This window comes from Halomonas sp. DN3, assembly GCF_024137905.1.
Lineage (GTDB): Bacteria > Pseudomonadota > Gammaproteobacteria > Pseudomonadales > Halomonadaceae > Halomonas > Halomonas litopenaei.
Window position 1 is genome coordinate 905696 of record NZ_CP099965.1, and the last position, 21228, is coordinate 926923.

Sequence of the window (21228 nt, forward strand, 5' to 3'; positions counted from 1 at the left end):
CCCGCCTCTTGAGCGGCAAGGTCCACGAGGCCGACATCGCCTCCACCCCCTTTTTTCTCGACCCCAAGGGAGAGCGCCAGAATGTCTGAAGCTATAGAACGTGCCCGTACCTTTGATGCCTTCCCGGACGAAGGCATCCCCCTGGAGTCGCCGCTGGCCTGGTCGTTTGAGCACGTCGGCTGCCCGGCGCCCGGCACCCACTCGCGGGTAGTGATGCGCGAACGCCAGCACGACCATCTGATCCTGCGCGGAGGCGCCATCGTGCTCGACGAGGCGGTGCGCGCGGTGCTGGGGTTGTCGTTGCCGGCGCGTCCGCTGGAACTCAGTCAGGGAGATAGGGCTTCGCTGCAGTGGCTAAGTCCCGACGAGTGGCTTGCCGTGCTGCCCCAGGGTGACGCCTTCCGCGTGGAGACGGCGCTGCGCAGCGCCCTGGGCGACGCCAGCGTGGCCTTCTCCGACGTCAGCGCCGGTCAGACGGTGATCGAGCTGACCGGTGATGACCAGGCCATGCGCGAGCTGTTGATGAAGTCGGTGGTCTACGACGTCCACCCGCGCCACTTTGCGGTGGGCAAGGGGGTGACCACGGTGCTTGCCAAGACCAGCGTCATCCTGCGTCGCCCCGACGAGCGACGCTGGGAGCTGGTGGTGCGGCGCAGTTTCGCCGACTACGTTTATCGTTGGTTGCTCGATGCCGGTGAGGAGTTCGCCATCGGCGTCGAGCGTGACGTCACCGCCGGGGAGACGACATGACGATCAGCGTGAGCGCCGTGCGCACGACCCACTGGATCCTGACCGCCCAGTGCCCCAGTCGTCTTGGCACCGTGGACGTGGTCACCCGCTTTCTGCGCGAGCAGGGCTGCTACATCACCGAGCAGCAGTCCTTTGACGACAGCAGCTCCTGTCGTTTCTTTATCCGCACCGAGTTTCGCCCTCCCGAGGAGGGCGAGTTCGATGCAGGCGCCTTCGAGGCGGCCTTTGCCGAGCGCGCGGCGCCGTTCTCCATGGCATTCGAGCTGACCTCACCAGAGCGCCTCACGCCGGTGGTAATCATGGTCTCCAAGGCCGATCACTGCCTCAATGACCTGCTCTATCGCTATCGTACCGGCCAGCTTCCGGTGGCCATCAAGGCGGTGGTGTCCAACCACCCCGATCTGGCGCCGCTGGCCGAGTGGCACGGGCTGCCTTATCACCATCTGCCGATCAGCGCCGAGACCAAGGCCGAGCAGGAGGCCGAGGTGTGGCGGATCGTCGAGGACAGTGGCGCAGAGCTGGTGATCCTGGCGCGCTACATGCAGGTGCTGTCGAGCGAGATGAGCGAACGCCTGGCCGGTCGAGCGATCAATATCCATCACTCGCTGCTGCCTGGCTTCAAGGGCGCCAAGCCCTATCACCAGGCCTTCGAGAAGGGCGTCAAGCTGGTTGGGGCGACCGCCCACTACATCAACGATGACCTGGACGAAGGCCCGATCATTACCCAGGGGGTGGAGCCGGTCACCCACGCCGATACCGCCGAGGACCTGGTGGCCCGGGGGCGTGATATCGAGTGCATCACCCTTGCCCGGGCGGTCACCCTGCACCTGCAGCGTCGGGTGTTTCTCAACGGCTCGCGCACGGTGGTCTTCCAGCGCTGATGTCAGGGACAGACAGGCGGCGACGACGAGGCGCTGAACTCCATCTTGCTGAACCAGGCGGTGGCGTCGCCTCCGGCGTTGTCGCCATCGCTCATCAGCGCCAGGCCATCGACGCCGTCGGGGCTCGCGCCGAACAGTCGACGATAGTCGGCGGCCACGTCGCGCACCTCGCCGACCCACTGCCCAGCCTTGGCGCCTCCGCTTTGCAGCGCCAGCAGGACGGCGCGGTCGGTAAAGGCATTGGGCCAGCTGGTGCCTGCCGGCTGATTCGATGACCACACGTAGTTGACCGACTCCACCTGCCAGGGCAGAAGGCCGGTGCGTCTGGCCACGTAGACCCGGGCGGGATAGTCGTCACCACTCTCTGTGCGTTCGTTGACCCCGGAATAGACCCCGGATACCTGCCAGCACCAGCGCAGGTAGGGCGTCTCGCCGAGGTCGATGTCGCGCTCCAGATAGCGGGCCGAGGCCTGCCCCCGGGAGCGCGCTTCGAGCACGCTGACGCCATCGCGCTCGACCAGTCGGTAGGCCGTTTCGCCGGCGAAGGATTTGGTTGGCCAGTCGAGCATGGCGCGCGGGCTGAAGGTCTGGGCCTGGGCGCAGGAGGCCATCAGGACCGCAGCCGAGACAAGGGCGCAGGTCAGGGTACGCGGCGGTGGGGCAGCGAGGTGGCGAAGGGGAAGAATCCGGGCCATGCAGGCTCCTGTCGTCGGCAATCGGGGAAGCGGCTGAAACGACGCGAACGATATGAACGATATGAACCATCAGGTGCAAATCGTGTGGGCGGCCATCGGCTGTGCGCACATCGTGTAGCTGCATTGCGCGCACTATGCCCAGTCGCGTCGGCTATGGGTACTGGGTCGTCGCCCCGGCGTTGAACCTTACACAGCGTCAACCCGGATTGTGAGAGATTTCCCCTTGTGGTGGTCGGGGACCGGCGACCATGCTGTAGGCACATTGACCTGGAAAGGAAGCTCCATCATGAAGCAGTGCTATCGCAAGATGTTCACCCTGTGCCTGGGCAGCGTGCTGGCGGGATCGATGGCGACCATGGCCTGGGCGCAGGGCGAGGTCGAGGTGAGCGACAGCGGTATCGCCAGTCTGACGTCGACCGATAGCCTGGAGGCGGTGGAATCTCGCTTCAAGGAGGGGCTGGAAAAACGGGGAATGGGACTGATGGCAAGCGTGGACCACCAGGCCAACGCCGCCGGGGTGGAGCTGGAATTGCCAGCGACACGCACCTACATCTTCGGCAAGCCCGAGGTGGGCACTCGACTGATGCAGTGCGAGGGCAGTGTCGCGCTGGACCTTCCCCAGAAGATGCTGGTTCGCCAGCAGGATGATCACCTGGTGATCGAGTGGAACGACCCTCACTACTTGGTGGAGCGCCACGGCCTGCAGGACTGCGAGCTGCCCGTGGACAAGATCGCCGAGGCCCTGACCGGGCTGGCGCGGGAGGCAGCGGGCCAGCAGTGATGGCCTGGTCTTGCCCAGGCATCTCCCGAGCCTTGCTCACCGGGTCCGGCTCGGGACCTCTTTACCGGGGATCTGGCACGCAATCGCTTGAGGCTGACTCAGGTGGGGGGTAACTGGCGCCCCGTCGGCGGGCTGCCTTGGTGGCCCGCCAGGGGGAGGCAGAATGGTGGGTTGACCAGCGAGATGCTCCCCTCGAGGTAGGGCAGTCGAGGTCTGGCAGTCGAGGTCCTTGCGCCAAGTCCGTCAGCCGAGTCCTTCAGTTCTGGCGACGGGTCTCCGCCTCGGCCATCGCTTCCTTTACCTTCAGCAGGTCCTGATCACTGGCGACGTTGTCGGTAGTCGCGCCAGGGGACGTACCGTCCTGGGGTTTATCAATTGTGCCGTTATAGGCATTGCCGACCCGGTGCAGCATGCCGAACTGCTTTTCGCAGTTGCGACAGGCCGAGCACAACATCAAGTGAAACCGCAGCGAAATACGCTCCCTGGCCGTCAGGGGGGCATCCAACTGCTTTGACATCAGCCGCGTAGCGGCCTTGCACATCATCATGCCGCGTCCTCCTTCCATCCCTTTTCAATGCAAGCGCGAAGCTTGAGGCGAGCCCGATGCAGGATCACCCAAGCGTTGTTTTCCTTGATGCCCACTTCCTTACAAATATCGTCGGTGGAAAGGCCCATCAATTCGCGCAGGGAGAAAACGCGAGCCACGTTTTCTGGAAGACTCAGCATACAAGCGTCGAATACTTTCCAGAAATTTTCGTTCTCGAACGCTTGCTCCGGGGTGCTCCATGCCTGGGGCTTGGCGTCGGCGGCCCAGTGCCCATCCTGTTGAAACATGCGGTCGATGGCGTCGTCGCTGTGCTCTTCATCGAAGGGCTCCCAGCGACCATGACGCTTCTGCTGGCGCATCTGGTCGAGCAGCTTGTACTTGAGGATGCCGAATACCCAGGTTTCGTAGCCGGAGCGCCCCGAAAAGCTGTCGTTCTTCTCGATGGCGGCGATCATGGCTTCCTGCACGGCGTCCTCGGCGGCGGCATGATCGCGCAGGTGCATGCGGGCGAAGGACACCAGGCGGGGGCGCACGGCGGCGAGTTTCTTGTGGCGGTCGGTGAGCGTTTCTTGGGTCACGGCAGAATCTCCAGGGCGAGGGCTTCCATGTCGGCGAGGCGAGCCAGGTCCTGGGGCGTATCCAGGTCCCATACGGTCGTTGGACACTCCAGCGTCCACAAAAGCTCCGCAAGACGTGTGCGCGTCTGGGACATGACGCTGGACGTGCCCCAGTCGATTCCTCGGAAGAGACGGGGATCGGGGCGACGAACTCCAACCAGAGCATAGCCGCCGTCCTCGGCCGGAAGAAAGACGCTATCTGCGTCTTTAAGCCGTTTATGACAAGTTTTTAGTAATGTCTTATCCAATATCGGGCAATCTGTGCCGATTAGAAGGCTCGGGCCACCTGCCGAGCACAGCGCCGCGTGCATGCGCACCCCCAGGTCGCCTTCAGGCTGTGGTCTCAGCGTCACGCCGAACCGCTGGCGGATATCGACAAAGCACGGATGGTCATGCTCAAGCGCCGTCCACAGCGTGATGTCGCGCGCGGACGTCGTCTCCAGCGCCGTCTTCAGGGTGTACTCGATCAGTCTGTGCTGGAGACGAGCGGCGCCTTCGGCGCCGAGGGCGGGGATCATCCGCGTCTTGGCCAGGCCGGGAATCGGCGCCTTGGCCAGGATGGCCAGCTTCAGGCCAACCTGGCCAAGGCTGCTTGCCAGCCCGTCGCTATCGTGGTCAGCGCACATGGCGATACTCCTCGGCCAGGCGAACGGGATCGGCCCCACGCCAATAGCGAAAGCGCAGTCGCCACATCAGCAATATCGTCGTCAGCACGCCACCCTGCTCCCAGCGGCGACCGTCGGTGAGCACCTTGAAGCCAAGGCAGGCGGGCGGCGACAGCCGCTTGAGGCGCTTGGACATTTCGATGTCTTCCATCAACGGCTGGTCGGGGAAGCCACCGACGGCGTCGAAGGCGCTGCGACGCATGAACATCGCCTGATCGCCGGTGGCGATGCCGGTCAGGCGTGAGCGCAGGTTCATGCAGGCGGCGATCAATGATAGCCAGCGCGATCGGCCCAGGATGCGCACGTCGAAGCGCCCCCAATGGCGTTTCTCCAGCGCCTTCAGTATCGCCGGCATGGCCGCCGCGGGCAGTCGAGTGTCGGCGTGCAGAAACAGCAAGGACGGCGCACTCGCCGCAGCGGCGCCCTGGTTCATCTGGCGCGCCCTGCCGCGGGGGGCATCGATGACCCGGTCGGCCAGGGGACGGGCAAGCGCCCGGGTATCGTCTTCGCTGCCACCATCGACGACGATCACCTCGACGCCCTGCTGGCGCCACTCGGATAGCCGCTCAAGACCCGCGACGATGGTCGCTGCCTCATCGAGGACGGGAATGACCACACACAGACGTGGTGCGACGGTCGGGGAGCCTGGTTCAGCGAGAGGCACGGCGGGCACCCTGCCAGGCGGCCCCGGCGGGGGCTTCGGTGGCGGCCGCCAGTTCGACGATCGGACCCGCCGCTGCCTCGGCGTCTGCCCTGTCGTGGGTGACCAGCAGCGCCGGAAGACGATGGTCGCGGATGCGCTGGAAGACCAGGTCACGCATCTCCTGGCGGAGTGCGGCGTCGAGCTTGGAGAAGGGCTCGTCCAGCAGCATCGCCTGGGGACGCGACAGCAGGGTGCGCATCAGCGCGACGCGAGCGCGCTGGCCGCCGGACAGCGTTGCCGGATCACGCTCACCGAATCCCGCAAGACCGATATCCGCCAGGGCCTCTTCGATGGCTTCGCGGCGCTCGCGTCGGCTGGCAGACGACGGCATGCCGAAGGCCAGGTTGCCGGCGACGCTGAGGTGGGGAAACAGCAGCGCATCCTGGAACAGCAGACCGAGTCGGCGGGCCGAGGCAGGCAGGTCGGTGACTCGCCTGTCGCCGAGGCGCACCTCGCCCTGGGCGTCAAAGGCGGGGGCGAGAAAGCCCGCAGCGTAGGCCAGCAGGGTGGACTTGCCGACACCGGAAGGCCCCATGACGCTGATCACCTCGCCGGGGGCGACCTGAGCATTCAGTGATACCAGTGGGGCACCGTCCAGCGAGATCACGACCCGATCGAAGACCAGTGCGCCCGTCGGGTTCGCTGGAGACGTGGGGGGAAGGTGGCATCGTGTGTCTGGTGTCTGTGACATGGTGGGCTCGGATGGCGTTGAGGCGGTTCAGGTCAGCAGGGCGCGTCGGTGGCGATGCAGTACGCGCGGCAAGCCGATGGCGAGGGCGAAACCGAGTGCCGGCAAGAGTAGCTGGGCCAGGGCATAGACCGCCGTCAGGCGACGATCCCCGCCGGAGGCAAGCGATACCGCCTCGGTGGTCAGGGTGGTCAGGCGTCCGGCCCCCAGCAGCAACGTCGGCAGATACTGGCCGACGCTGACGGCGACCCCCACGGCGGCGGCGGTGGCGATGGGGGCCAGCAGCAGCGGCAGGCGAACGCGTACAAAGGCGGCGGCCGGGCCATGGCCGAGCCCTGCGGCGACCTGGGCCCAGCGGGGGTCAAGCCGCCGGTAGCTCTCGGCCAGTGACAGAAAGACGTAGGGCAGCACGAACAGGCAGTGTCCCAGTACCACCACCATGAAGCCCGGTGCCACCGACAGCTGCGCCTGAAGCTGCACCAGACCGTAGAGAAAGGCGACCGGTGGCACCAGCAGCGGCAGGTAGAGCACCAGGGTGGCGCTCGCTCCCATGCTGCGGTGATTGAGCGCTTCGCTCTCGAGACAGCCGATCACCAGGATGGTCGCGAGAGCGGTGGCGGCCAGCGCCAGCCACAGGGTGTCGAGGGCGGCCGGCAGCAGGCCTGGCAGCGCACGACCCCAGTTGGCCAGGGTCAGGGGCGTGGGCCAGGCCGAGGGAAAGGGCCAGAAGGCCGCCAGCGACCACAGCGTCAGCCCCAGCAGACTGGCACCGAGCAGGGTGACGCTGAGCCAGGTCAGACCGCCGCCCAGCAGGCTGCCGAGGCGTTGACCGCTGTTGCGTCGGCCGTCGGTCAGGCGTGGCGTGGCGCACCAGCGTACGGCCTGTTCCAGGCACCACCAGCAGGCCAGTGCCAGCAGCGTGATGCCGAGCTGGCTCAGCGCTGCGGCGGAGGCCATGAAGCGCATCGACAGGTCGGGATCGCCAAGCCAGCGGACCACGCTGACTGCCAGGGTCGGTGGGGTGGACGGCCCCAGGATCATGGCCACATCGACATTCGACGAGGCAAAGGCGATGACCGCATAGACCGGTAGCCGAATCAGCGGGTACAGGCTCGGCAGGACCGCCTTGAGAAAGGCGGTCACCGGCGAATAACCCAGCGACAGTGCCAGGTGCCGACGATCGTCGGCCTGGCACTGAGGCAGCGCCGATAGACTCATCAGCAGCAGAAAGGGGACTTCCTTGACCACCAGTCCGGCGATCAGCGCAAGGCCAAAGGGATCACCGGGAAACAGGTAGTCAGGAGGCGTGGTGTGACCGCTCAAGGCCGGGGAGACCAGGCGCATAGCCAGGCCCGAGGGCGCCAGCAGAAAGGCCAGACCGATGGCGGCGGCGGCGTGGGGCACCGCCAGGAGCGGCGACAGCAGGCGCTTGAGCCAGACAAAGGCGGCGCTGTCGGCGAAGGCTCCGAGAAACAGCACCACGATGGTCAGGGCCAGGGCGGTGCTGATCAGGCCAGTGGTGAAGCTGAGCACCAGCATCTCGAAAAGCCCGGGGGTGTTCGCCAGACTCACCCAGGGCGCCAGGCTCAGCTGCTCTCCACCGAGCACCGGCAGCCAGCCGAAGGCCGGCGCCGCAGCGCCTGCCAGGCCGGCCACCACCGGGGCCACCAGCAGCAGTACCGTCAGCGCCGGCGCCAGCCCCACCAGGCGGGAGAAGGCCGAGGTATCAGCGGCTGCCATAGCGCTCGAGCCAGGCCGCCTCTACCGCTTCCATCCAGCTCGGGTGCGGCTCGGGCAGGGTCTGTTGCAGGGCCTGTGGCGCCAGTCGCGCTGGCTGGTCATCCATGGGCGTCAGTGCCTGACGCTCGGCCTCATTCAGGCGCGCGAGATCGAGCACGCTGGGGTCGCCCCACACGTCCAGGCGTTGCTTGCGCGCCTGGGCCTCGGGCGAGAGCAGGAAGTTGGCGGTGACCATGGCGCCGGCCTGGTGGCTGGCGTTGAACGGGATGGTGACAAAGTGAACGTTGCCGATGGTCCCGCCGTCGAGCACATAGCTGCGAATCGAGGGAGGCAGTTGGTAGTTGTTGACCGCAGCGGCAGGCTCGGCAGGGTTGAAGGTAAAGGCCAGCGACAGTTCGCCGTCACCCATCAGGCTTCTGAGCGCAGGCCCTGAAGCGGGGAAGTCCCGCCCCTGGCGCCACAGATGGGGGTGCAGGGCGTCGAGATAGTCCCACAGCGGTGCCATGGCCGCTTCGGCGTCGGCTTCGCCGACGGGGCGGGCAAGCACCGCCGGGTCGTCGATCAGTGCGATAAGCGCCTGCTTGAGAAAGGTGGAACCGTGGAAGTCCGGGACCAGTGGATAGGTGAAGCGCCCGGGATGCTGCTCGGTCCAGTCGAGCAGGGCGGCCATGCTGGTCGGCGGCGCCTCGACACGCTCGCTGTCGTAGTAGAAGGTCAGCTGGGCCTTGCCCCAGGGTGACTCGAATCCCTCGGTGGGGACGGTGAAGTCGGTGGTCATCTCGGGATTGGCGTCCGGCGAGGTCAGCGGGAAGTTCGGCAGGCGCTGGGCAAAGGGCCCGAGCAGCAGATCATTGGCCTTCATCGCGGCGAAGTTCTCGCCGTTGATCCAGATCAGGTCGATGGCTCCCTCGTCGACGTTGCCGGCGGACTTCTCGGCCAGTACCCGGGAGACCGCAGCGGCGGTGTCGTCGAGCTTGACGTGGACCAGGTCGATGTCGTGGCGCTGTTCGAGCTCGCCGGCGACCCAGTCGAGATAGCCATTGACGTTGGGGTCACCGCCCCAGGCGTTGAAGTAGACCGTCTGCCCCCTGGCCTGCTGCTCGATCTCCTGCCACGGCTGGTTCAGAGGCGTGGACGTATCCTGGGCCCAGGCGGGCGAGCCGAGCCCCAGGGCAGCCAGGGCGGTGAGGACGAAGGCGCCACCGGGAAGCCAGGTCAAGCGGAGGTCGGCAAACGGGCGTCTACAGGAAAAAGGCGTGGTCATGGTCGCGTCCTTGTGACGATGGATAGGCAGGGTTGGATAGTGCCGGGCAGGCTTGGACAGCGCCGGGAGCGTCATCCGGCACGGGCGAGTTCCTCGAGTTCGTCGGCGACACGCCTGATGATGGGGGCCGAGAGGTAGTGATCGACGCGGTCGGCCACATGGGAGATCAAGGCATGGTCGCTTAGCTGTGCCGACCAGTCTTCACCACGGTGCTGCCTGTCGACCTGGCGGCGCTGCTGGGCACGCCATTTGGCACACCAGGTCAGCGACCATAGCCACATGGCGCGACGACAGGTGATCAGCGTCGACCAGTCGCTGTGATGACTGTCTTCGGCCATCAGTTCCTGCCAGCGCCGATACAGCGCCACCAGATCCTCGACGAACAGCACCGCGCGGCTGTTGAGGTCCCAGGTGGTGGAGGTGTAAAGGCTCAGGTGGGCCAGGTCGAAGCCGGGTAGCGAATAGCGGCACTTTTCCAGATCCACCAGTACGGCGCGTCCGTGAGGCGTGATCAGAAAGTTGCCGGGGTGAGCATCGAAGCTGATCAGGTGAATCTCGTCGTCGGCGATGCGAAGTCGCTCAGGGAGCTGTGCCAGCGCCTGTTCGATCAGGGCAGTGCTGGTGCGAGACAGCCCGGCCCCGGGGAGAAAGCGGGCCTGGGTGGCGATCTCGTCGAGCATCTCTCGCCAGGGATCCACCGGTGAGGCCAGGGGGGCGCGTTGATCGGGCAGCGGCAACCGGTGCAGGCTGGCCAGGGCCGAGGTCAGGGCCGGCAGGTCCGAGGGCAGGCTGGCGGGACGGCCATCGATAGCCTCCACCACCAGCGCGCCTCTGGGCAGCAGGTCGTCGCAGGGCAGCCAGTCATCGAGCCTGGGTGTATGGCCACTGGCCTGGGCGCGATCGAAGCAGGCGACCTGATAGGCCAGGTTGGACGCCGCGTCCAGCCCCATCTGGCTCTGCTTGGGCAACCGCGCCAGCCAGCCGCCCTTGTCACTGCCGCCGGCCAGGCGCACATGCCAGTGGGCCAGGCCGGTATCGGCCAGCGGTTCCAGTCGATGCCCGGACAGAGGCCACCCATGGCGCGCGAGACTATGCTCGAGCGCTATCAGCGGCGGGCCCGGCGATGGGCTCTCCGTTCGCGATGACGGTGGCGTCGAGGCGCATCGCTCCATGTCGCGTTCCTTGGACGTAGTCAGCTGAGTCGGCAGGGGGCAACGATCCTTACACATTTTTTTCAGAAGATGCCACCGGGCGGACTTGGCCGAATCGAGACTGGGGTGGCGACAAGGCGGCGACAAGGCGGCGACAAGGCGGCGACAAGGCGGCGACAAGGCAAAGACAGGCTGGGTAGCAGCGTCGCCTTGCTCAGGTGGTTCTGGTAAACTGCGCCCCTTCCCGTGTCTCCACTACATCATGACAGCGCCAGGCTAACGCCTCCCGGTGCGCTGCTGTCGTGGAGAAACGGTCGGCCCTGGGCCGCTTGTCGCGATATCTCACAACCACTCCCCCTGGACCGCCTCATGATGCGATCGATCAAGCAAGACTGGTTTTCCAATATTAGGGGCGACGTGCTGTCCGGCATCGTCGTGGCCCTGGCGTTGATTCCGGAGGCCATCGCCTTCTCCATCATCGCAGGAGTCGATCCCAAGATTGGCCTCTACGCCTCCTTCTCCATGGCGGTGATCATTGCCTTCGCCGGTGGTCGGCCGGGGATGATCTCTGCCGCCACCGGCGCCATGGCACTGTTGATGGTGACCCTGGTCAAGGAGCACGGACTTCAATATCTGCTGGCCGCGACCCTGCTGACCGGGGTACTGCAGATCATCGCTGGCTATCTGCGCCTGGCAGATCTGATGCGTTTCGTCTCGCGCTCGGTGGTGACCGGCTTCGTCAACGCCCTGGCGATCCTGATCTTCATGGCCCAGCTGCCCGAGCTGACCAACGTCACCTGGCACGTCTACGCGATGACCGCGGCGGGTCTCGGCATCATCTATCTGTTCCCCTACGTGCCCAGGATCGGCAAGCTGCTGCCGTCCCCGCTGGTGTGCATCCTGGTGCTGACCGGCGTCTACCTGGCGACCGGCATGGACATCCGCACCGTCGGTGACATGGGCGAGCTGCCCGATACCCTGCCGATGTTCCTGTGGCCCGACGTGCCGCTGAATCTCGAGACCCTCGGCATCATCTTCCCCTATGCGGTCATGCTGACCGTGGTCGGTCTGCTCGAATCGATGATGACCGCCACCATCGTCGACGATCTGACCGATACCTCCAGCGACAAGAACCGCGAGTGCAAGGGCCAGGGTCTGGCCAACATCGGTACCGGTCTGCTCGGCGGCATGGCGGGCTGCGCGATGATTGGCCAGTCGGTGATCAACATCAAGTCCGGCGGGCGTGGACGCCTGTCTACCCTGCTGGCGGGGGTCTTCCTGCTGCTGATGGTGGTGTTCCTGTCGGACTGGGTCTCGCGCATCCCCATGGCGGCGCTGGTGGCGGTGATGATCATGGTGTCCATCGGTACCTTCAGCTGGAGTTCGCTGCGCGACCTCAAGAAGCACCCGATGTCCACCAATGTGGTGATGATCGCCACCGTGGCGGTGGTGGTGTGGACCCACAACCTGGCGATCGGTGTGTTCGTCGGTGTGCTGATCGCCGCGCTCAACTTCGCCAACAAGGTCGGCAACTTCCTGTACATCGCCAGTGACGAGCTGGAACAGCAAGAGGAGCTTGGCAAGGGACGGCGCTACCGCGTGGTCGGCCAGGTGTTCTTCGCCTCGTCTCAGCGTTTCTCCGCCGCCTTCGACTTCAAGGAAAGCGTCGAGAAGGTGGTCATCGACCTGTCACGTGCCCACTTCTGGGACATCACCGCGGTCCAGGCGCTGGACATGGTGGTGATCAAGTTCCGCCGTGAGGGCACCGACGTCGAGCTGATCGGGCTCAACGAGGCCAGCGCCACCATCGTCGATCGCTACGCCATCCACGATAACCCGGCGGCGGTGGAAAAGCTGATGGGTGGTCACTGAGGCAGGCGCCGAAGATGTGACGGGTGTGTGCCAGTTGGTGTAGAACTGGAGGTAACACCCGGATCGGGCTAGACAACAGGTCTGAGGGTCGCGCCCCGCTCGGGCGCGACGACAAGGCCACAATCGATGGAACGCGACGTCTGAGGACGCGCGTTCGCCCCCAACGCCAGGCAGGACGATTTCATGACAGAACAGGTGATGGCCGCCATCGACGGGTCCCAGTTTTCCGAAGGGGTCTGCGACTCTGCCGCCTGGGCCAGTCAGGCCCTCGATGCGCCGCTGACGTTTCTTCACGTGGTGGATAACCACCCCCAGACCGCCGAGGCCGATCTGTCCGGTAACCTGGGACTCGGCGCCAGGGAGCACCTGCTCGAGGAGCTGGCCAGTCTCGATGAGCGGCGGGCCAAGGTCGCCCAGGAGCACGGCCGCCTGATGCTCAAGGCGGCCAAGGATCGCGCCAGCGCCAGTGGTGTTGATGATCTGCATTGCCGACAGCGCAACGGCACTCTGGTGGAGACACTGCTGGAGCTGGAAGACGAGATCCGCCTGCTGGTGATCGGCAAGCGGGGCGAGAGCGCCCAGCAGGCCAGCGAGCACCTGGGCTCGAATCTCGAGCGGGTGGTCCGCGGTCTGCATCGGCCGATTCTGATGGTGCCGGAGAGCTTCACGCCGCCGACCCGGGTGATGATCGCCTTCGATGGCAGCAAGACCACCCGCAAGGGCGTCGAGCTGCTGGCCAGGAGCCCGCTGTTCAAGGGGATCGCCTGTCACGTGGTGATGGTCGGTGCCGATACCGGTGATAACCGCACCCAGCTGGAGTGGGCGCTGGACAGCCTCAAGGGCGCCGGTCACGAGGCCCAGGGCGAGATTCGCGCCGGAGAGGTCGAGGAGACCCTGCGCGCCTACCAGAAGGACCACGCCATCGAGATGGTGGTGATGGGAGCCTATGGCCACTCGCGGATTCGTCATCTGCTGGTGGGCAGCACCACCACCAGTGTGCTCAGGCGCACCTCGCTGCCGGTGCTGCTGCTGCGCTGACGAGGCTGAGCCGACATCGACATCGACCCGCCGCCGAATCCTGTTCGGCGGCGGGTCGTTTTTTATGCGTCTATGCGTCGTCGACGCGTTCCTGCTGCTGCGTCACCGGTTCGCGACCTTTGCCCTTCATCCTGCATAGCAGCCACTCCAGCGAGAGACAGCCGCCGCCGCGCAGGATCAGGGTGGCGAGGCTCGCCGCCCAGAGTCCGTGGGTGACCCAGGCCTCGGGATAGACGAAGGTCTGGATCACCAGGGTCATGATCAACAGCCCCAAGGCCGCCAGTCGTGTGGCAAGCCCCGCCCACAGCAGCAGCGACAACGAGAACTCGGCGAGTGTTGCCAGGTAGGCGGCCAGCACCGGTGAAATCAACGGCAGGGCGTATTCGTGCTCGAACAGGAAGAAGGTGCTGTCGGCGATACCGAACCCCTCCACCTTGGTCAGCGCCGACAGAAAGAACACGGCGCCGAGTACCAGGCGCATCAACGCCAGCACCAGATCCAGCGAACGACGTTCGAGCCAGGGGCACAGTCGCCCATAGTAAGTGTCCAGCAGGTTTGTCATCGGTGTCATGGGGTGCCTCGTAGCAAAGTGGGGGCGGGGTCCGGTACCGCGAGCGCGCCATGGCCGACCAGGGTGCCCAGAGCGTGGCCGAGCGCATCCTCTGCCACGCCGCTGTCGGCCAGTTCGCCCAGCGCCTGGGACAGCGAGGTCGGTGTGTCCAGCAAGCCGTACAAGGCTGCGCTTGCCGCATCGAGTGGCATAAGCCTGACCTGGCGACCCGAGCGGATCACCAGCCAGTGGCCGGCGCCTCGCTCGCCCAGGGGGGCGCCACCCTCTCCGCGCTCCAGCGCCTGCCACAGGGCTTCGACGTCATGTTGGCAACGGATGGCCCGGCTGGCCGGACGGGCCTGGACAAGCCGCTGGTCGTCAAGGACGGCGCCGATATCGGACGCCTCCAGCGGCGCTGTCTCGGCTGCGTGACTGACCTGAAGCCGGGCGTGCTCGAGTCGCGCGATATCGGCGACGAAGCGATAGGGCGCAAGCGCCGGTGCGCGCGCCAGAGCGTCGGCAAAGCCCTGGCCGTAGCTGCTCAGGCGGGGATCGTCGGGGGGGCTTGTGGCCACGAAACTCGCGGCCTCGGCGCTGAAGCAGCCCTCGCCCAGCAGGGTCAGGGTATGGGGAAAGGCTTCCTTCAGGGCCTCGATCAGGCTTGAGCGAATATTGTTGCGGTAGACGTCGAGCCCGGCCTTGTGACCAAGCTGTGGTGGCGTCGCCTGGGGGCGATGCATGGCATCGATAAAGCTACGCTGCCAATCTAGCAGGCCGCTCATGGCGCTCTCCCTGTGGCTTGCGCCGAGGCGCTGGCTGCCAGGGCGGTGCTCGCATCGGCGCCGGGGCCATGGGCAGCATGCTGATGCCGGCGTGCCAGGTCGACCTCCTGCATCCAGCGCTCTAGCGTCGGCACCCGGTTGTCCCACTCGATCAAAGTGGGCAGGCCGGGACGCCGGGCGAGCATCTGGCGGTAGCGCTGCCACACCGGCTCACTGACGGCGCTGCCATGGTCGTCGATGTACAGCTCGCCGGCGGCATCGAGGCTGTGGCCGGCCAGGTGCCATTCGCCGACGGCGGCCCAGGGAACTTCGTCCAGATAGGCATCCAGGTCGCGTCCCAGATTGGCGGCGCTGATATAGGCGTTGTTGACGTCGAACAGCAGCCCACAGCCGGTCGTGTCCACCAGCCGCTGGAGGAACTCGGTCTCGCTGAAGCGATTGTCGAGGCTGACGTAGAGGCTCGGGTTCTCCACCAGCAGGCGGCGGCCGAGACGGTCCTGGGTGCGTGCGATATTGTCGCCGAGGACGCGCAGCGATTCCTCGGTCAGCGGCACCGGCAGCAGGTCGTTGTAGCTGTGGCCATCGAGACGGCTCCAGGCCAGGTGCTCGGAGACCAGCGCGGGGTTCAGGTGATCGACCAGGCGTGCAAGACGTTCCAGGTGGGCCGGGTCGATGCCCTCGGCACTGCCCAGCGACAGGCCGACGCCGTGAACCGAGAGCGGGTAGTAGCGTGCCAGTTCATCGAGTCGATCCTGAAGGGGGCCGCCGGCGTTCATGTAGTTCTCGGCGTGCAGTTCGAGAAAGTCCGGGGCCTGGGGCGACTGGACTGAGTGAGCCGAGTGAGCCAGATGGACCAGCGCCTGCATATGCTGAAACTTGAGGCCGATACCGACCGCGTTGGCCGCCATTGGCTGTGGCGCTGGCAAGGACGCCGAGACGGACGTCTCGAGCGACTCGCGTGGATGGCTGGATGACAGGGAAGAGGGCATGGGCGATTCGCTATGGCATGAGGCTTGGCGTCTGGACTGGTCGAAGTCACGGGAAGGCCGTAGCCTCCCCGTGGCGCCAGTGCTCTGGCTCAGGGGGGCTCGACCTCGCTCAGGCTGCCATTGCCGTGGGGCGTTTCGATATCGGTACAGGTGCCTTCCGGGACCAGGGTCCAGGCGTTGCCCTGGTAGTCGACGGTAGAGGTGCCGGCGCAGGTGGTGCCTGGCCCTGCCTTGCAGTCGTTCTCTCCGGCCAGGGCGACGCCGTAACACTTTTCCATGTCGCCATCGGCGGCCTGGACGGTGGCGATGGCGCCGGCTTGGGCCAGGGCGGTGGACAGCACGGCGGCCATCATGACGGAACGTTTCATTTGCAAACCCTCATATAAACGGTTGGGCGACAGCAGGACTGTCGTGACTATGTCGCCGGGGTGAGGGATACCTGACATCGCAAAAGAGGCAAAAGCGCGACAACAGACTATCTGGCGCAGGGAGAAGTTGGCTATATTGGGCGGCTGTCTAACGTTGCAGAGAAGACACTGGTGAAGAGGTGGTCGAATCGGCTGTCTTTTCGAGATTTTTTAGAAATACCGACTTTTTTGGAGAGAGCGATGAGCATTCAGCGTCACGACACCAAGACCCGCATGAGCCGCGCCGTCATCCACCACGGTGTTGCCTACCTGTGTGGTCAGGTCGCCGGACCGGACGCCCGTCAGGGGGATATCACCGCCCAGACCACCAGCATGCTGGAGCGTGTCGATGAGCTGCTGGCCGAGGTGGGCAGCGACCGCGAGCATCTGCTGAGCGCCACCATCTACCTGCAGAACGGCGAGGACTTTGCCGCCATGAACGCGGTATGGGACGCCTGGGTGCCGGAAGGCCACGCCCCCGCCCGTACCTGCGTGTGCGCGCCGATGCCGGCAAAGGAACTGAAGGTCGAGATCACCGTCACCGCCGCCGTCAAGGGCCTGTAACAGAGCCGCAGTGATGTAGCCGTCCGCTCGAACGACAACGCCGGCCCCGTGGCCGGCGTTGTCGTTTGTGTCGGTTTTGAGGCATTGGTCCTGGCGTCAGGGTGTGCCGGATAAAACGCCTGTGCCGCCCTTCAAGACGTCTTGCCTTCTGCGCAGGCCGGGATCTGCCCTTCAGCGCAGACAGGGGGCTTCCCTTCAGCGCAGGCAGGGGTCTTCCATAGGTGGCTCACAGGGCCTCAGACGGCGGGCCAGGGCGTCGACGGCGATATTGAGCAGGGCGGTGATCACCAGCAGGGCGAAGGCCACGTCGAACATCAAGGTCTGGAAGGCGTCATCGATATTGTCACCGAGGGTGGCGACCCCGAGCATGCCGAGCAGGGCGCTTTCGCGCAGGATCACCTCGGCGCGGTAATAGACCAGCGCCAGCATGCCCGGGTACAGCCGGGGCAACAGCTCGTAGGCCAGCCGTCCCGAGGCCGGGAGTCCCGGCATGCCGGGCTCGATCGCCTGGGCGTGGCGACATACCAGGAAGGCGATCAGGGCGCCGTTATGCAGCGCCAGGGCCAGCCAGGCCGGCAGCAGCGATGGCCCCAGCAGCAACAGGAAGACGAAGGCCAGCATCAGCTCCGGGGTCGAGCGCAGAAAGATCAGCACACCCTGGCCGATGCCCTGGCTGACGCGATTGCCGAAGTGGCGCGATGCCAGGGGCCACAGCACCAGGGCGAGCAGCAGGGCGCCGACGGTGCCGAGCAGCCCCAGCAGCAGGGTATTGGCCACCGCGCCGACGAGGTCGGGCAGTTCGGCCAGCCAGCGGAGCACACCGCCGATGTCGCCCTCAAGCAGGGCGCGGGGCCAGATGTCTACGCTGACGAAACGCCATAACAGGCCTGGGTCGATCTCGGGCCAGGGACCCAGCAACCACACGCTGGCCAGCCCCAGCGGCAGCAGCAGGCGCCGATGGGCCCACCAGGGCAGGGTGGCGATCAGCAGGTAAAAGGCCCACAGCAGGGCGCCGGCCTCGAAGTAGCGGCCCTCGCGAAAGGCGCTCTCGAGCTGGTAGCCCAGCGTCGGCAGACCGACAAAACCCAGCAGCACGCTGCTTCTGAGCGCGCACTCGAAGCGGTAGCGGGTGTAGGCGGCCAGTTGGGCGAATGCCTGGGGCAGCTCGGTATAGGCCAGCCGGGCAAGGCGCCCGGTACCCTCGGGCAGCGCCGCCTGGGGCGCCTGGGGCGTTTGCTCGAGGATCTCGGCGTAGACCTTGGCGAAGATGCCGGCGTAGGGGATCGCCAGGGCCGCCAGGGCGGTCAGCGCGGACAACCCGAACACCTGCAGGAACAGCAGCGCCCAGAACAGCTCATGTACCGCCCGCACCGCGGCACTGGCCGCGCGCACCAGGCGTGAGCGGGCGTAGACCAGCGCCAGGGGCAGCCCCAGCACCACGCCGGCCAGGGTGCCCCAGAAGGCCACCGCAATGGTCAGGCCGATGGCCTGCAGGGGCGTCTCGATGGCGCCGAAGTCAGGCAGCGCCAGGCCCATTGCCATGCGTCCGAGTTCGCCCCAGGGATCGCGGCTCAATACTTCGAGGTCGGCCAGCGGAATCGCCAGGGCAGCCAGCACCACCAGCCACAGGCTGTGGCGTGCCAGGCGGGCACCGATACCGTCGCCGGCCAACAGGCCTGGGCGTGTCGCTTGCGCGGCGCTCACGGTCGTGCCTGCTCCTCGCCGGGCTGGTGCGAGGCGTGGCGAGCGCTGGCCTCGGCCGGCGAATCGCTGCTGTCGTCGCGAGCAGGGCTGGGAGCAGCGGGCGTGGGAGCCGTGCGTGACGCACTGGGGTAGAGCGCGTCGAGATCATCGAGGTTGAGCTCTTCGCTGCGCGCGTCGAGCACCACGCGACCGCCGGCCAGTCCCCAGACGCGATCGAAGTGGCTCAGCGCCAGCTCGCGCTGGTGCAGCGCCATCACCGTGGTAGCGTGCTGGGCATCGATTCGATCGAGCAGCGCCATGGCCTGGTGGGGGTCGACGCTGGCGACCGGCTCGTCACCGAGAAAGACCTGGCGGCGCTGATAGAGCGCACGGGCGATGGCGACCCGCTGGCGCTGGCCACCCGACAGCCGACCTACTGGGCGCCTGATGGCGCCTTCGAGCCCTAGTTCAGCGCACAGACTTGCGACATCTTCCCAGGCCTGGCGCAGCGGCCTGACCAGGTTCCACAGGTTGACCAGCGCCGAGTGGCGCTCCAGCCTGCCCATGTAGACGTTATGGTAGACCGATAGCTGAGGCACCAGACCGTGGTACTGGGGACACCAGGCGGCGTGGCGGCCAAGACGGCGGCGCAGCTCCGCCAGCAGGGTGGACTTGCCGACGCCGCTTTCCCCGAGCAGGGCGACGCGTTCGCCGGGCGCAAGGCGAAGGTGGACGTCATGCAGCACCCTGTGGTCGGCGTGGCCCAGGTCGACCCCGTCGAGGATCAGTGTCGGGAAGTCACCGTGGCCGTTGTCCCGGCCGCCGGTGACCTGACGTTGGCCATCGTCCATCAGCGCAGCAGGCCGAGGCTCTCGGCGACCGTCTCGATGGGGGCGTACATGCTGTTGTCGGCGGGAATGAAGCCGGAACGCGGGAAGCTCTCCAGCAGTTCGGGATCTTCCATCTTGAGCAGTGCCTGGCGAACCCTGTCGGTAAAGCCTTCGCCGAAGGCCTCATCGGCGTCGCCGCGCAGGGTCCACTGGTAGTCCGGGTAGCTCGGGGTAGACCAGATCACGCTGACCTTGTCGGTGTCGACATCGCCATTTTCCAGCGCCGCGTCCCACACCTTGAAGTTGACCGCGCCCAGCTCGTAGGTGCCGGCCTCGACCAGGGCGATGGTGCGTGAGTGATCACCGGAGAAGCCGACCCGTGAGAACAGCTCTTCCGGCGCGGCGTCGAAGCGCTCGCGCAGGTAGTGCTCCGGCATCAGGCGACCGGAAGTGGAGGTCTTGGCGCCAAAGGTGAAGGTCTTGCCCTCGATCGCTTCGGGCAGCTGGTCGGCGGCCTCGAGTCCGGTGCTGGAGTGGGCGATGAAATAGCTCTCGAAGGCCGCATCCTCGACGCCCTGGGCCAGCGCCTGGGAACCGGGCACCAGACGACGGGCCTGGACACCGGACAGACCGCCGAACCAGGCCAGCTGAACCTGGTCGTTGCGGAAGGCGGTGACCGCCGCACCGTAGGACTTCACCGGCACGTACTCGACCTCGACCTCGAGCGTCTCGGACAGATAGTCGGCCACCCGCGAGAAGCGCTCCACCAGACGCGATTCGTCCTCGTCGGGGATGGCGGTGAAGCGGAAGGTCTCGGTCTGGTCGGCCAGCGTCGGCAGGCTGAACAGCCCCAGGCTCAGGACGGTCAGAACGGAGGTCAGGGATGGCAGTGATCGCATGAGGCTTCCTGGCAATGGTGTGGATGGCGGCGTGCGGACAGGGACGCAAGACAGGCCGCTATTGTTGTGCCAATACGCTAAGGAGGCAAGCCGTGGAGCGGGCCTGTCATTGTTGTCACTCGTCGACGCTGTACCTTGTGCTGCGCAGGCTGTCCTTGATCTTCTTGAGGTGGTGCAGGAAGTCCTCGCCGCGACGCAGGGTGACGCCGGTGGCCAGCACGTCGATCAGCGCAAGCTGTACCATGCGTGAGGTCATCGGCATGTAGTGGTCGGTGTCCTCGGGCGCGCTGACGGTCAGGGTTTCGGTGCACTGGCGCGACAAAGGTGAGTCCGGCGCGGTGATACCGAGCACCACGGCACCGTTTTCACGGGCCAGGGCGGCGATGTCGACCAGTTCCCGGGTGCGCCCGGTATAGGACAGTACCACCACCACGTCGCCGGTGTGGCAGGCCGAGGCGACCATGCGTTGCATCAGTACGTCGATGTAGGCGCTGACCGGCAGGTTGAAGCGAAAGAACTTGTGCTGGGCGTCCTGGGCCACTGCGCCGGAGGCTCCGAGGCCGAAGAAGTGGATCTGCTTGGCCTGGATCAGGTAGTCGACCATGCGCTCGATGCGCTCGGGAGCGACCTCCCGACTGGCGAGGTCCAGCGCCGCGATGGTGGCGCCGAAGATTTTGCCGCTGTAGGCCTCGGCACCGTCATCGGGTTCCACCGCCTGGCTGACATAGGGGGTGCCGCCGGCCAGGCTCTGGGCCAGCTGGATCTTGAAGTCGGGATAGCCCTTGGCCTCGAAATTTCGGCAGAAGCGATTGACGGTGGGTTCGCTGACCGAGGCAGCTTGAGCCAAACTGGCGATACTCATGCCGGTTGCGGCGGCGGGGTCGGCCAGAATGACGTCGGCGACCTTGCGCTCGGAGCGGTTGAGCTCGTCGAGGCGGGTGCGAATGCGTTCGATAAGGTCGTGGCGAACCATGGTCGAGGTCGGCTCCGTGACGAAAGGCGCGGGCAACTGCGCGGTGGTGCGCGGGCAGCGGCGCATTTATTGGGGTACCCGAGACAATTCTCTCTGGGGATGTGGTGATTTAACTACGTATTGGCGGCTATCCTAGCGCTCCACCGATCTACATCCAAC

General features: G+C 66.0%; 23 protein-coding genes. 6 read left to right on the top strand and 17 right to left on the bottom strand.

Annotated elements, in window-relative coordinates:
- Nucleotides 1-81: 81 nt before the first annotated feature.
- Both NKF27_RS04085 and purU read left to right on the top strand, forming a co-directional pair.
- The gene (locus NKF27_RS04085; protein WP_253555438.1) at nucleotides 82-750 is read left to right on the top strand and encodes a sarcosine oxidase subunit gamma; all 669 of its coding nucleotides are present in this window, start codon (nucleotides 82-84) and stop codon (nucleotides 748-750) included.
- The gene (gene purU / locus NKF27_RS04090) at nucleotides 747-1631 is read left to right on the top strand and encodes a formyltetrahydrofolate deformylase (RefSeq protein ID WP_108131361.1); all 885 of its coding nucleotides are present in this window, start codon (nucleotides 747-749) and stop codon (nucleotides 1629-1631) included. The genes NKF27_RS04085 and purU overlap by 4 nt, the downstream gene beginning before the upstream one ends.
- A gap of 2 nt (nucleotides 1632-1633) precedes the next feature.
- On the opposite strand, the gene NKF27_RS04095 is transcribed toward purU, so the two are convergent.
- Nucleotides 1634-2326, bottom strand: a complete 693-nt coding sequence (locus tag NKF27_RS04095) for a DUF3047 domain-containing protein (RefSeq protein WP_253555439.1) — start codon at nucleotides 2324-2326, stop codon at nucleotides 1634-1636.
- 286 nt (nucleotides 2327-2612) lie between these two features.
- Between NKF27_RS04095 and NKF27_RS04100 the strand changes: the two genes are divergently transcribed.
- Complete coding sequence (locus NKF27_RS04100) at nucleotides 2613-3107, top strand: DUF302 domain-containing protein (RefSeq protein WP_052704195.1); 495 nt, start codon at nucleotides 2613-2615, stop codon at nucleotides 3105-3107.
- A gap of 256 nt (nucleotides 3108-3363) precedes the next feature.
- Here the strand turns inward: NKF27_RS04100 and NKF27_RS04105 are convergent, their stop codons facing one another.
- The 8 genes from NKF27_RS04105 to NKF27_RS04140 all read right to left on the bottom strand — a co-directional run bounded on the left by NKF27_RS04105 (nucleotide 3364) and on the right by NKF27_RS04140 (nucleotide 10503).
- On the bottom strand, nucleotides 3364-3654 hold the full coding sequence (locus NKF27_RS04105; protein WP_045991007.1) for a zf-HC2 domain-containing protein: 291 nt from the start codon (nucleotides 3652-3654) through the stop codon (nucleotides 3364-3366).
- The gene (locus NKF27_RS04110; RefSeq protein ID WP_045991008.1) at nucleotides 3651-4232 is read right to left on the bottom strand and encodes a sigma-70 family RNA polymerase sigma factor; all 582 of its coding nucleotides are present in this window, start codon (nucleotides 4230-4232) and stop codon (nucleotides 3651-3653) included. The genes NKF27_RS04105 and NKF27_RS04110 overlap by 4 nt, the downstream gene beginning before the upstream one ends.
- A complete protein-coding gene (locus tag NKF27_RS04115) occupies nucleotides 4229-4897 on the bottom strand; it encodes a TIGR04282 family arsenosugar biosynthesis glycosyltransferase (protein ID WP_253555440.1) in 669 nt (222 codons plus the stop codon). Before NKF27_RS04115 ends, NKF27_RS04110 begins: the two co-directional genes overlap by 4 nt.
- Entirely contained in the window at nucleotides 4887-5600 is a 714-nt protein-coding gene (locus tag NKF27_RS04120) for a TIGR04283 family arsenosugar biosynthesis glycosyltransferase (protein ID WP_253555441.1), read from the bottom strand. Before NKF27_RS04120 ends, NKF27_RS04115 begins: the two co-directional genes overlap by 11 nt.
- Nucleotides 5587-6330, bottom strand: a complete 744-nt coding sequence (locus NKF27_RS04125) for an ATP-binding cassette domain-containing protein (protein ID WP_253555442.1) — start codon at nucleotides 6328-6330, stop codon at nucleotides 5587-5589. The genes NKF27_RS04120 and NKF27_RS04125 overlap by 14 nt, the downstream gene beginning before the upstream one ends.
- Before the next feature lie 27 nt (nucleotides 6331-6357).
- The gene (locus tag NKF27_RS04130) at nucleotides 6358-8067 is read right to left on the bottom strand and encodes an ABC transporter permease (protein ID WP_253555443.1); all 1710 of its coding nucleotides are present in this window, start codon (nucleotides 8065-8067) and stop codon (nucleotides 6358-6360) included.
- Nucleotides 8054-9193: an ABC transporter substrate-binding protein gene (locus tag NKF27_RS04135; RefSeq protein WP_253556406.1), complete on the bottom strand. Its 1140-nt coding sequence runs from the start codon at nucleotides 9191-9193 to the stop codon at nucleotides 8054-8056. Before NKF27_RS04135 ends, NKF27_RS04130 begins: the two co-directional genes overlap by 14 nt.
- A 209-nt stretch (nucleotides 9194-9402) precedes the next feature.
- A complete protein-coding gene (locus tag NKF27_RS04140) occupies nucleotides 9403-10503 on the bottom strand; it encodes an aminoglycoside phosphotransferase family protein (protein ID WP_253555444.1) in 1101 nt (366 codons plus the stop codon).
- Nucleotides 10504-10851: 348 nt separating this feature from the next.
- On the opposite strand from NKF27_RS04140, the gene NKF27_RS04145 reads away from it, so the two are divergent.
- A complete protein-coding gene (locus NKF27_RS04145) occupies nucleotides 10852-12354 on the top strand; it encodes a SulP family inorganic anion transporter (protein ID WP_045991010.1) in 1503 nt (500 codons plus the stop codon).
- A 183-nt stretch (nucleotides 12355-12537) separates the two neighbouring features.
- Nucleotides 12538-13392, top strand: a complete 855-nt coding sequence (locus NKF27_RS04150) for a universal stress protein (RefSeq protein WP_108448124.1) — start codon at nucleotides 12538-12540, stop codon at nucleotides 13390-13392.
- Between the two features lie 70 nt (nucleotides 13393-13462).
- Here the strand turns inward: NKF27_RS04150 and NKF27_RS04155 are convergent, their stop codons facing one another.
- From NKF27_RS04155 to NKF27_RS04170, 4 genes are all read right to left on the bottom strand, one after another.
- Nucleotides 13463-13963, bottom strand: coding sequence for a DoxX family protein (locus NKF27_RS04155; RefSeq protein ID WP_253555445.1), 501 nt, complete (start codon nucleotides 13961-13963; stop codon nucleotides 13463-13465).
- On the bottom strand, nucleotides 13960-14724 hold the full coding sequence (locus tag NKF27_RS04160; RefSeq protein ID WP_253555446.1) for a DNA-binding domain-containing protein: 765 nt from the start codon (nucleotides 14722-14724) through the stop codon (nucleotides 13960-13962). The genes NKF27_RS04155 and NKF27_RS04160 overlap by 4 nt, the downstream gene beginning before the upstream one ends.
- Nucleotides 14721-15713 carry a DUF692 family multinuclear iron-containing protein gene (locus tag NKF27_RS04165; RefSeq protein WP_253555447.1) on the bottom strand — a complete coding sequence of 331 codons (993 nt, stop codon included), beginning with the start codon at nucleotides 15711-15713 and terminating at the stop codon, nucleotides 14721-14723. The genes NKF27_RS04160 and NKF27_RS04165 overlap by 4 nt, the downstream gene beginning before the upstream one ends.
- Before the next feature lie 89 nt (nucleotides 15714-15802).
- Nucleotides 15803-16081, bottom strand: coding sequence for a DUF2282 domain-containing protein (locus tag NKF27_RS04170; RefSeq protein ID WP_253555448.1), 279 nt, complete (start codon nucleotides 16079-16081; stop codon nucleotides 15803-15805).
- 240 nt (nucleotides 16082-16321) lie between these two features.
- On the opposite strand from NKF27_RS04170, the gene NKF27_RS04175 reads away from it, so the two are divergent.
- The gene (locus NKF27_RS04175) at nucleotides 16322-16684 is read left to right on the top strand and encodes a RidA family protein (protein ID WP_045991015.1); all 363 of its coding nucleotides are present in this window, start codon (nucleotides 16322-16324) and stop codon (nucleotides 16682-16684) included.
- 195 nt (nucleotides 16685-16879) lie between these two features.
- Here NKF27_RS04175 and NKF27_RS04180 read toward each other — a convergent pair whose 3' ends face one another.
- From NKF27_RS04180 to NKF27_RS04195, 4 genes are all read right to left on the bottom strand, one after another.
- Nucleotides 16880-18388, bottom strand: coding sequence for an ABC transporter permease subunit (locus NKF27_RS04180; protein WP_253555449.1), 1509 nt, complete (start codon nucleotides 18386-18388; stop codon nucleotides 16880-16882).
- The gene (locus NKF27_RS04185) at nucleotides 18385-19218 is read right to left on the bottom strand and encodes an ATP-binding cassette domain-containing protein (protein ID WP_253555451.1); all 834 of its coding nucleotides are present in this window, start codon (nucleotides 19216-19218) and stop codon (nucleotides 18385-18387) included. The genes NKF27_RS04180 and NKF27_RS04185 overlap by 4 nt, the downstream gene beginning before the upstream one ends.
- Nucleotides 19218-20096, bottom strand: coding sequence for a putative selenate ABC transporter substrate-binding protein (locus NKF27_RS04190; protein WP_253555453.1), 879 nt, complete (start codon nucleotides 20094-20096; stop codon nucleotides 19218-19220). The genes NKF27_RS04185 and NKF27_RS04190 overlap by 1 nt, the downstream gene beginning before the upstream one ends.
- A gap of 115 nt (nucleotides 20097-20211) precedes the next feature.
- The gene (locus NKF27_RS04195; RefSeq protein WP_253555455.1) at nucleotides 20212-21069 is read right to left on the bottom strand and encodes a MurR/RpiR family transcriptional regulator; all 858 of its coding nucleotides are present in this window, start codon (nucleotides 21067-21069) and stop codon (nucleotides 20212-20214) included.
- Nucleotides 21070-21228: the final 159 nt, after the last annotated feature.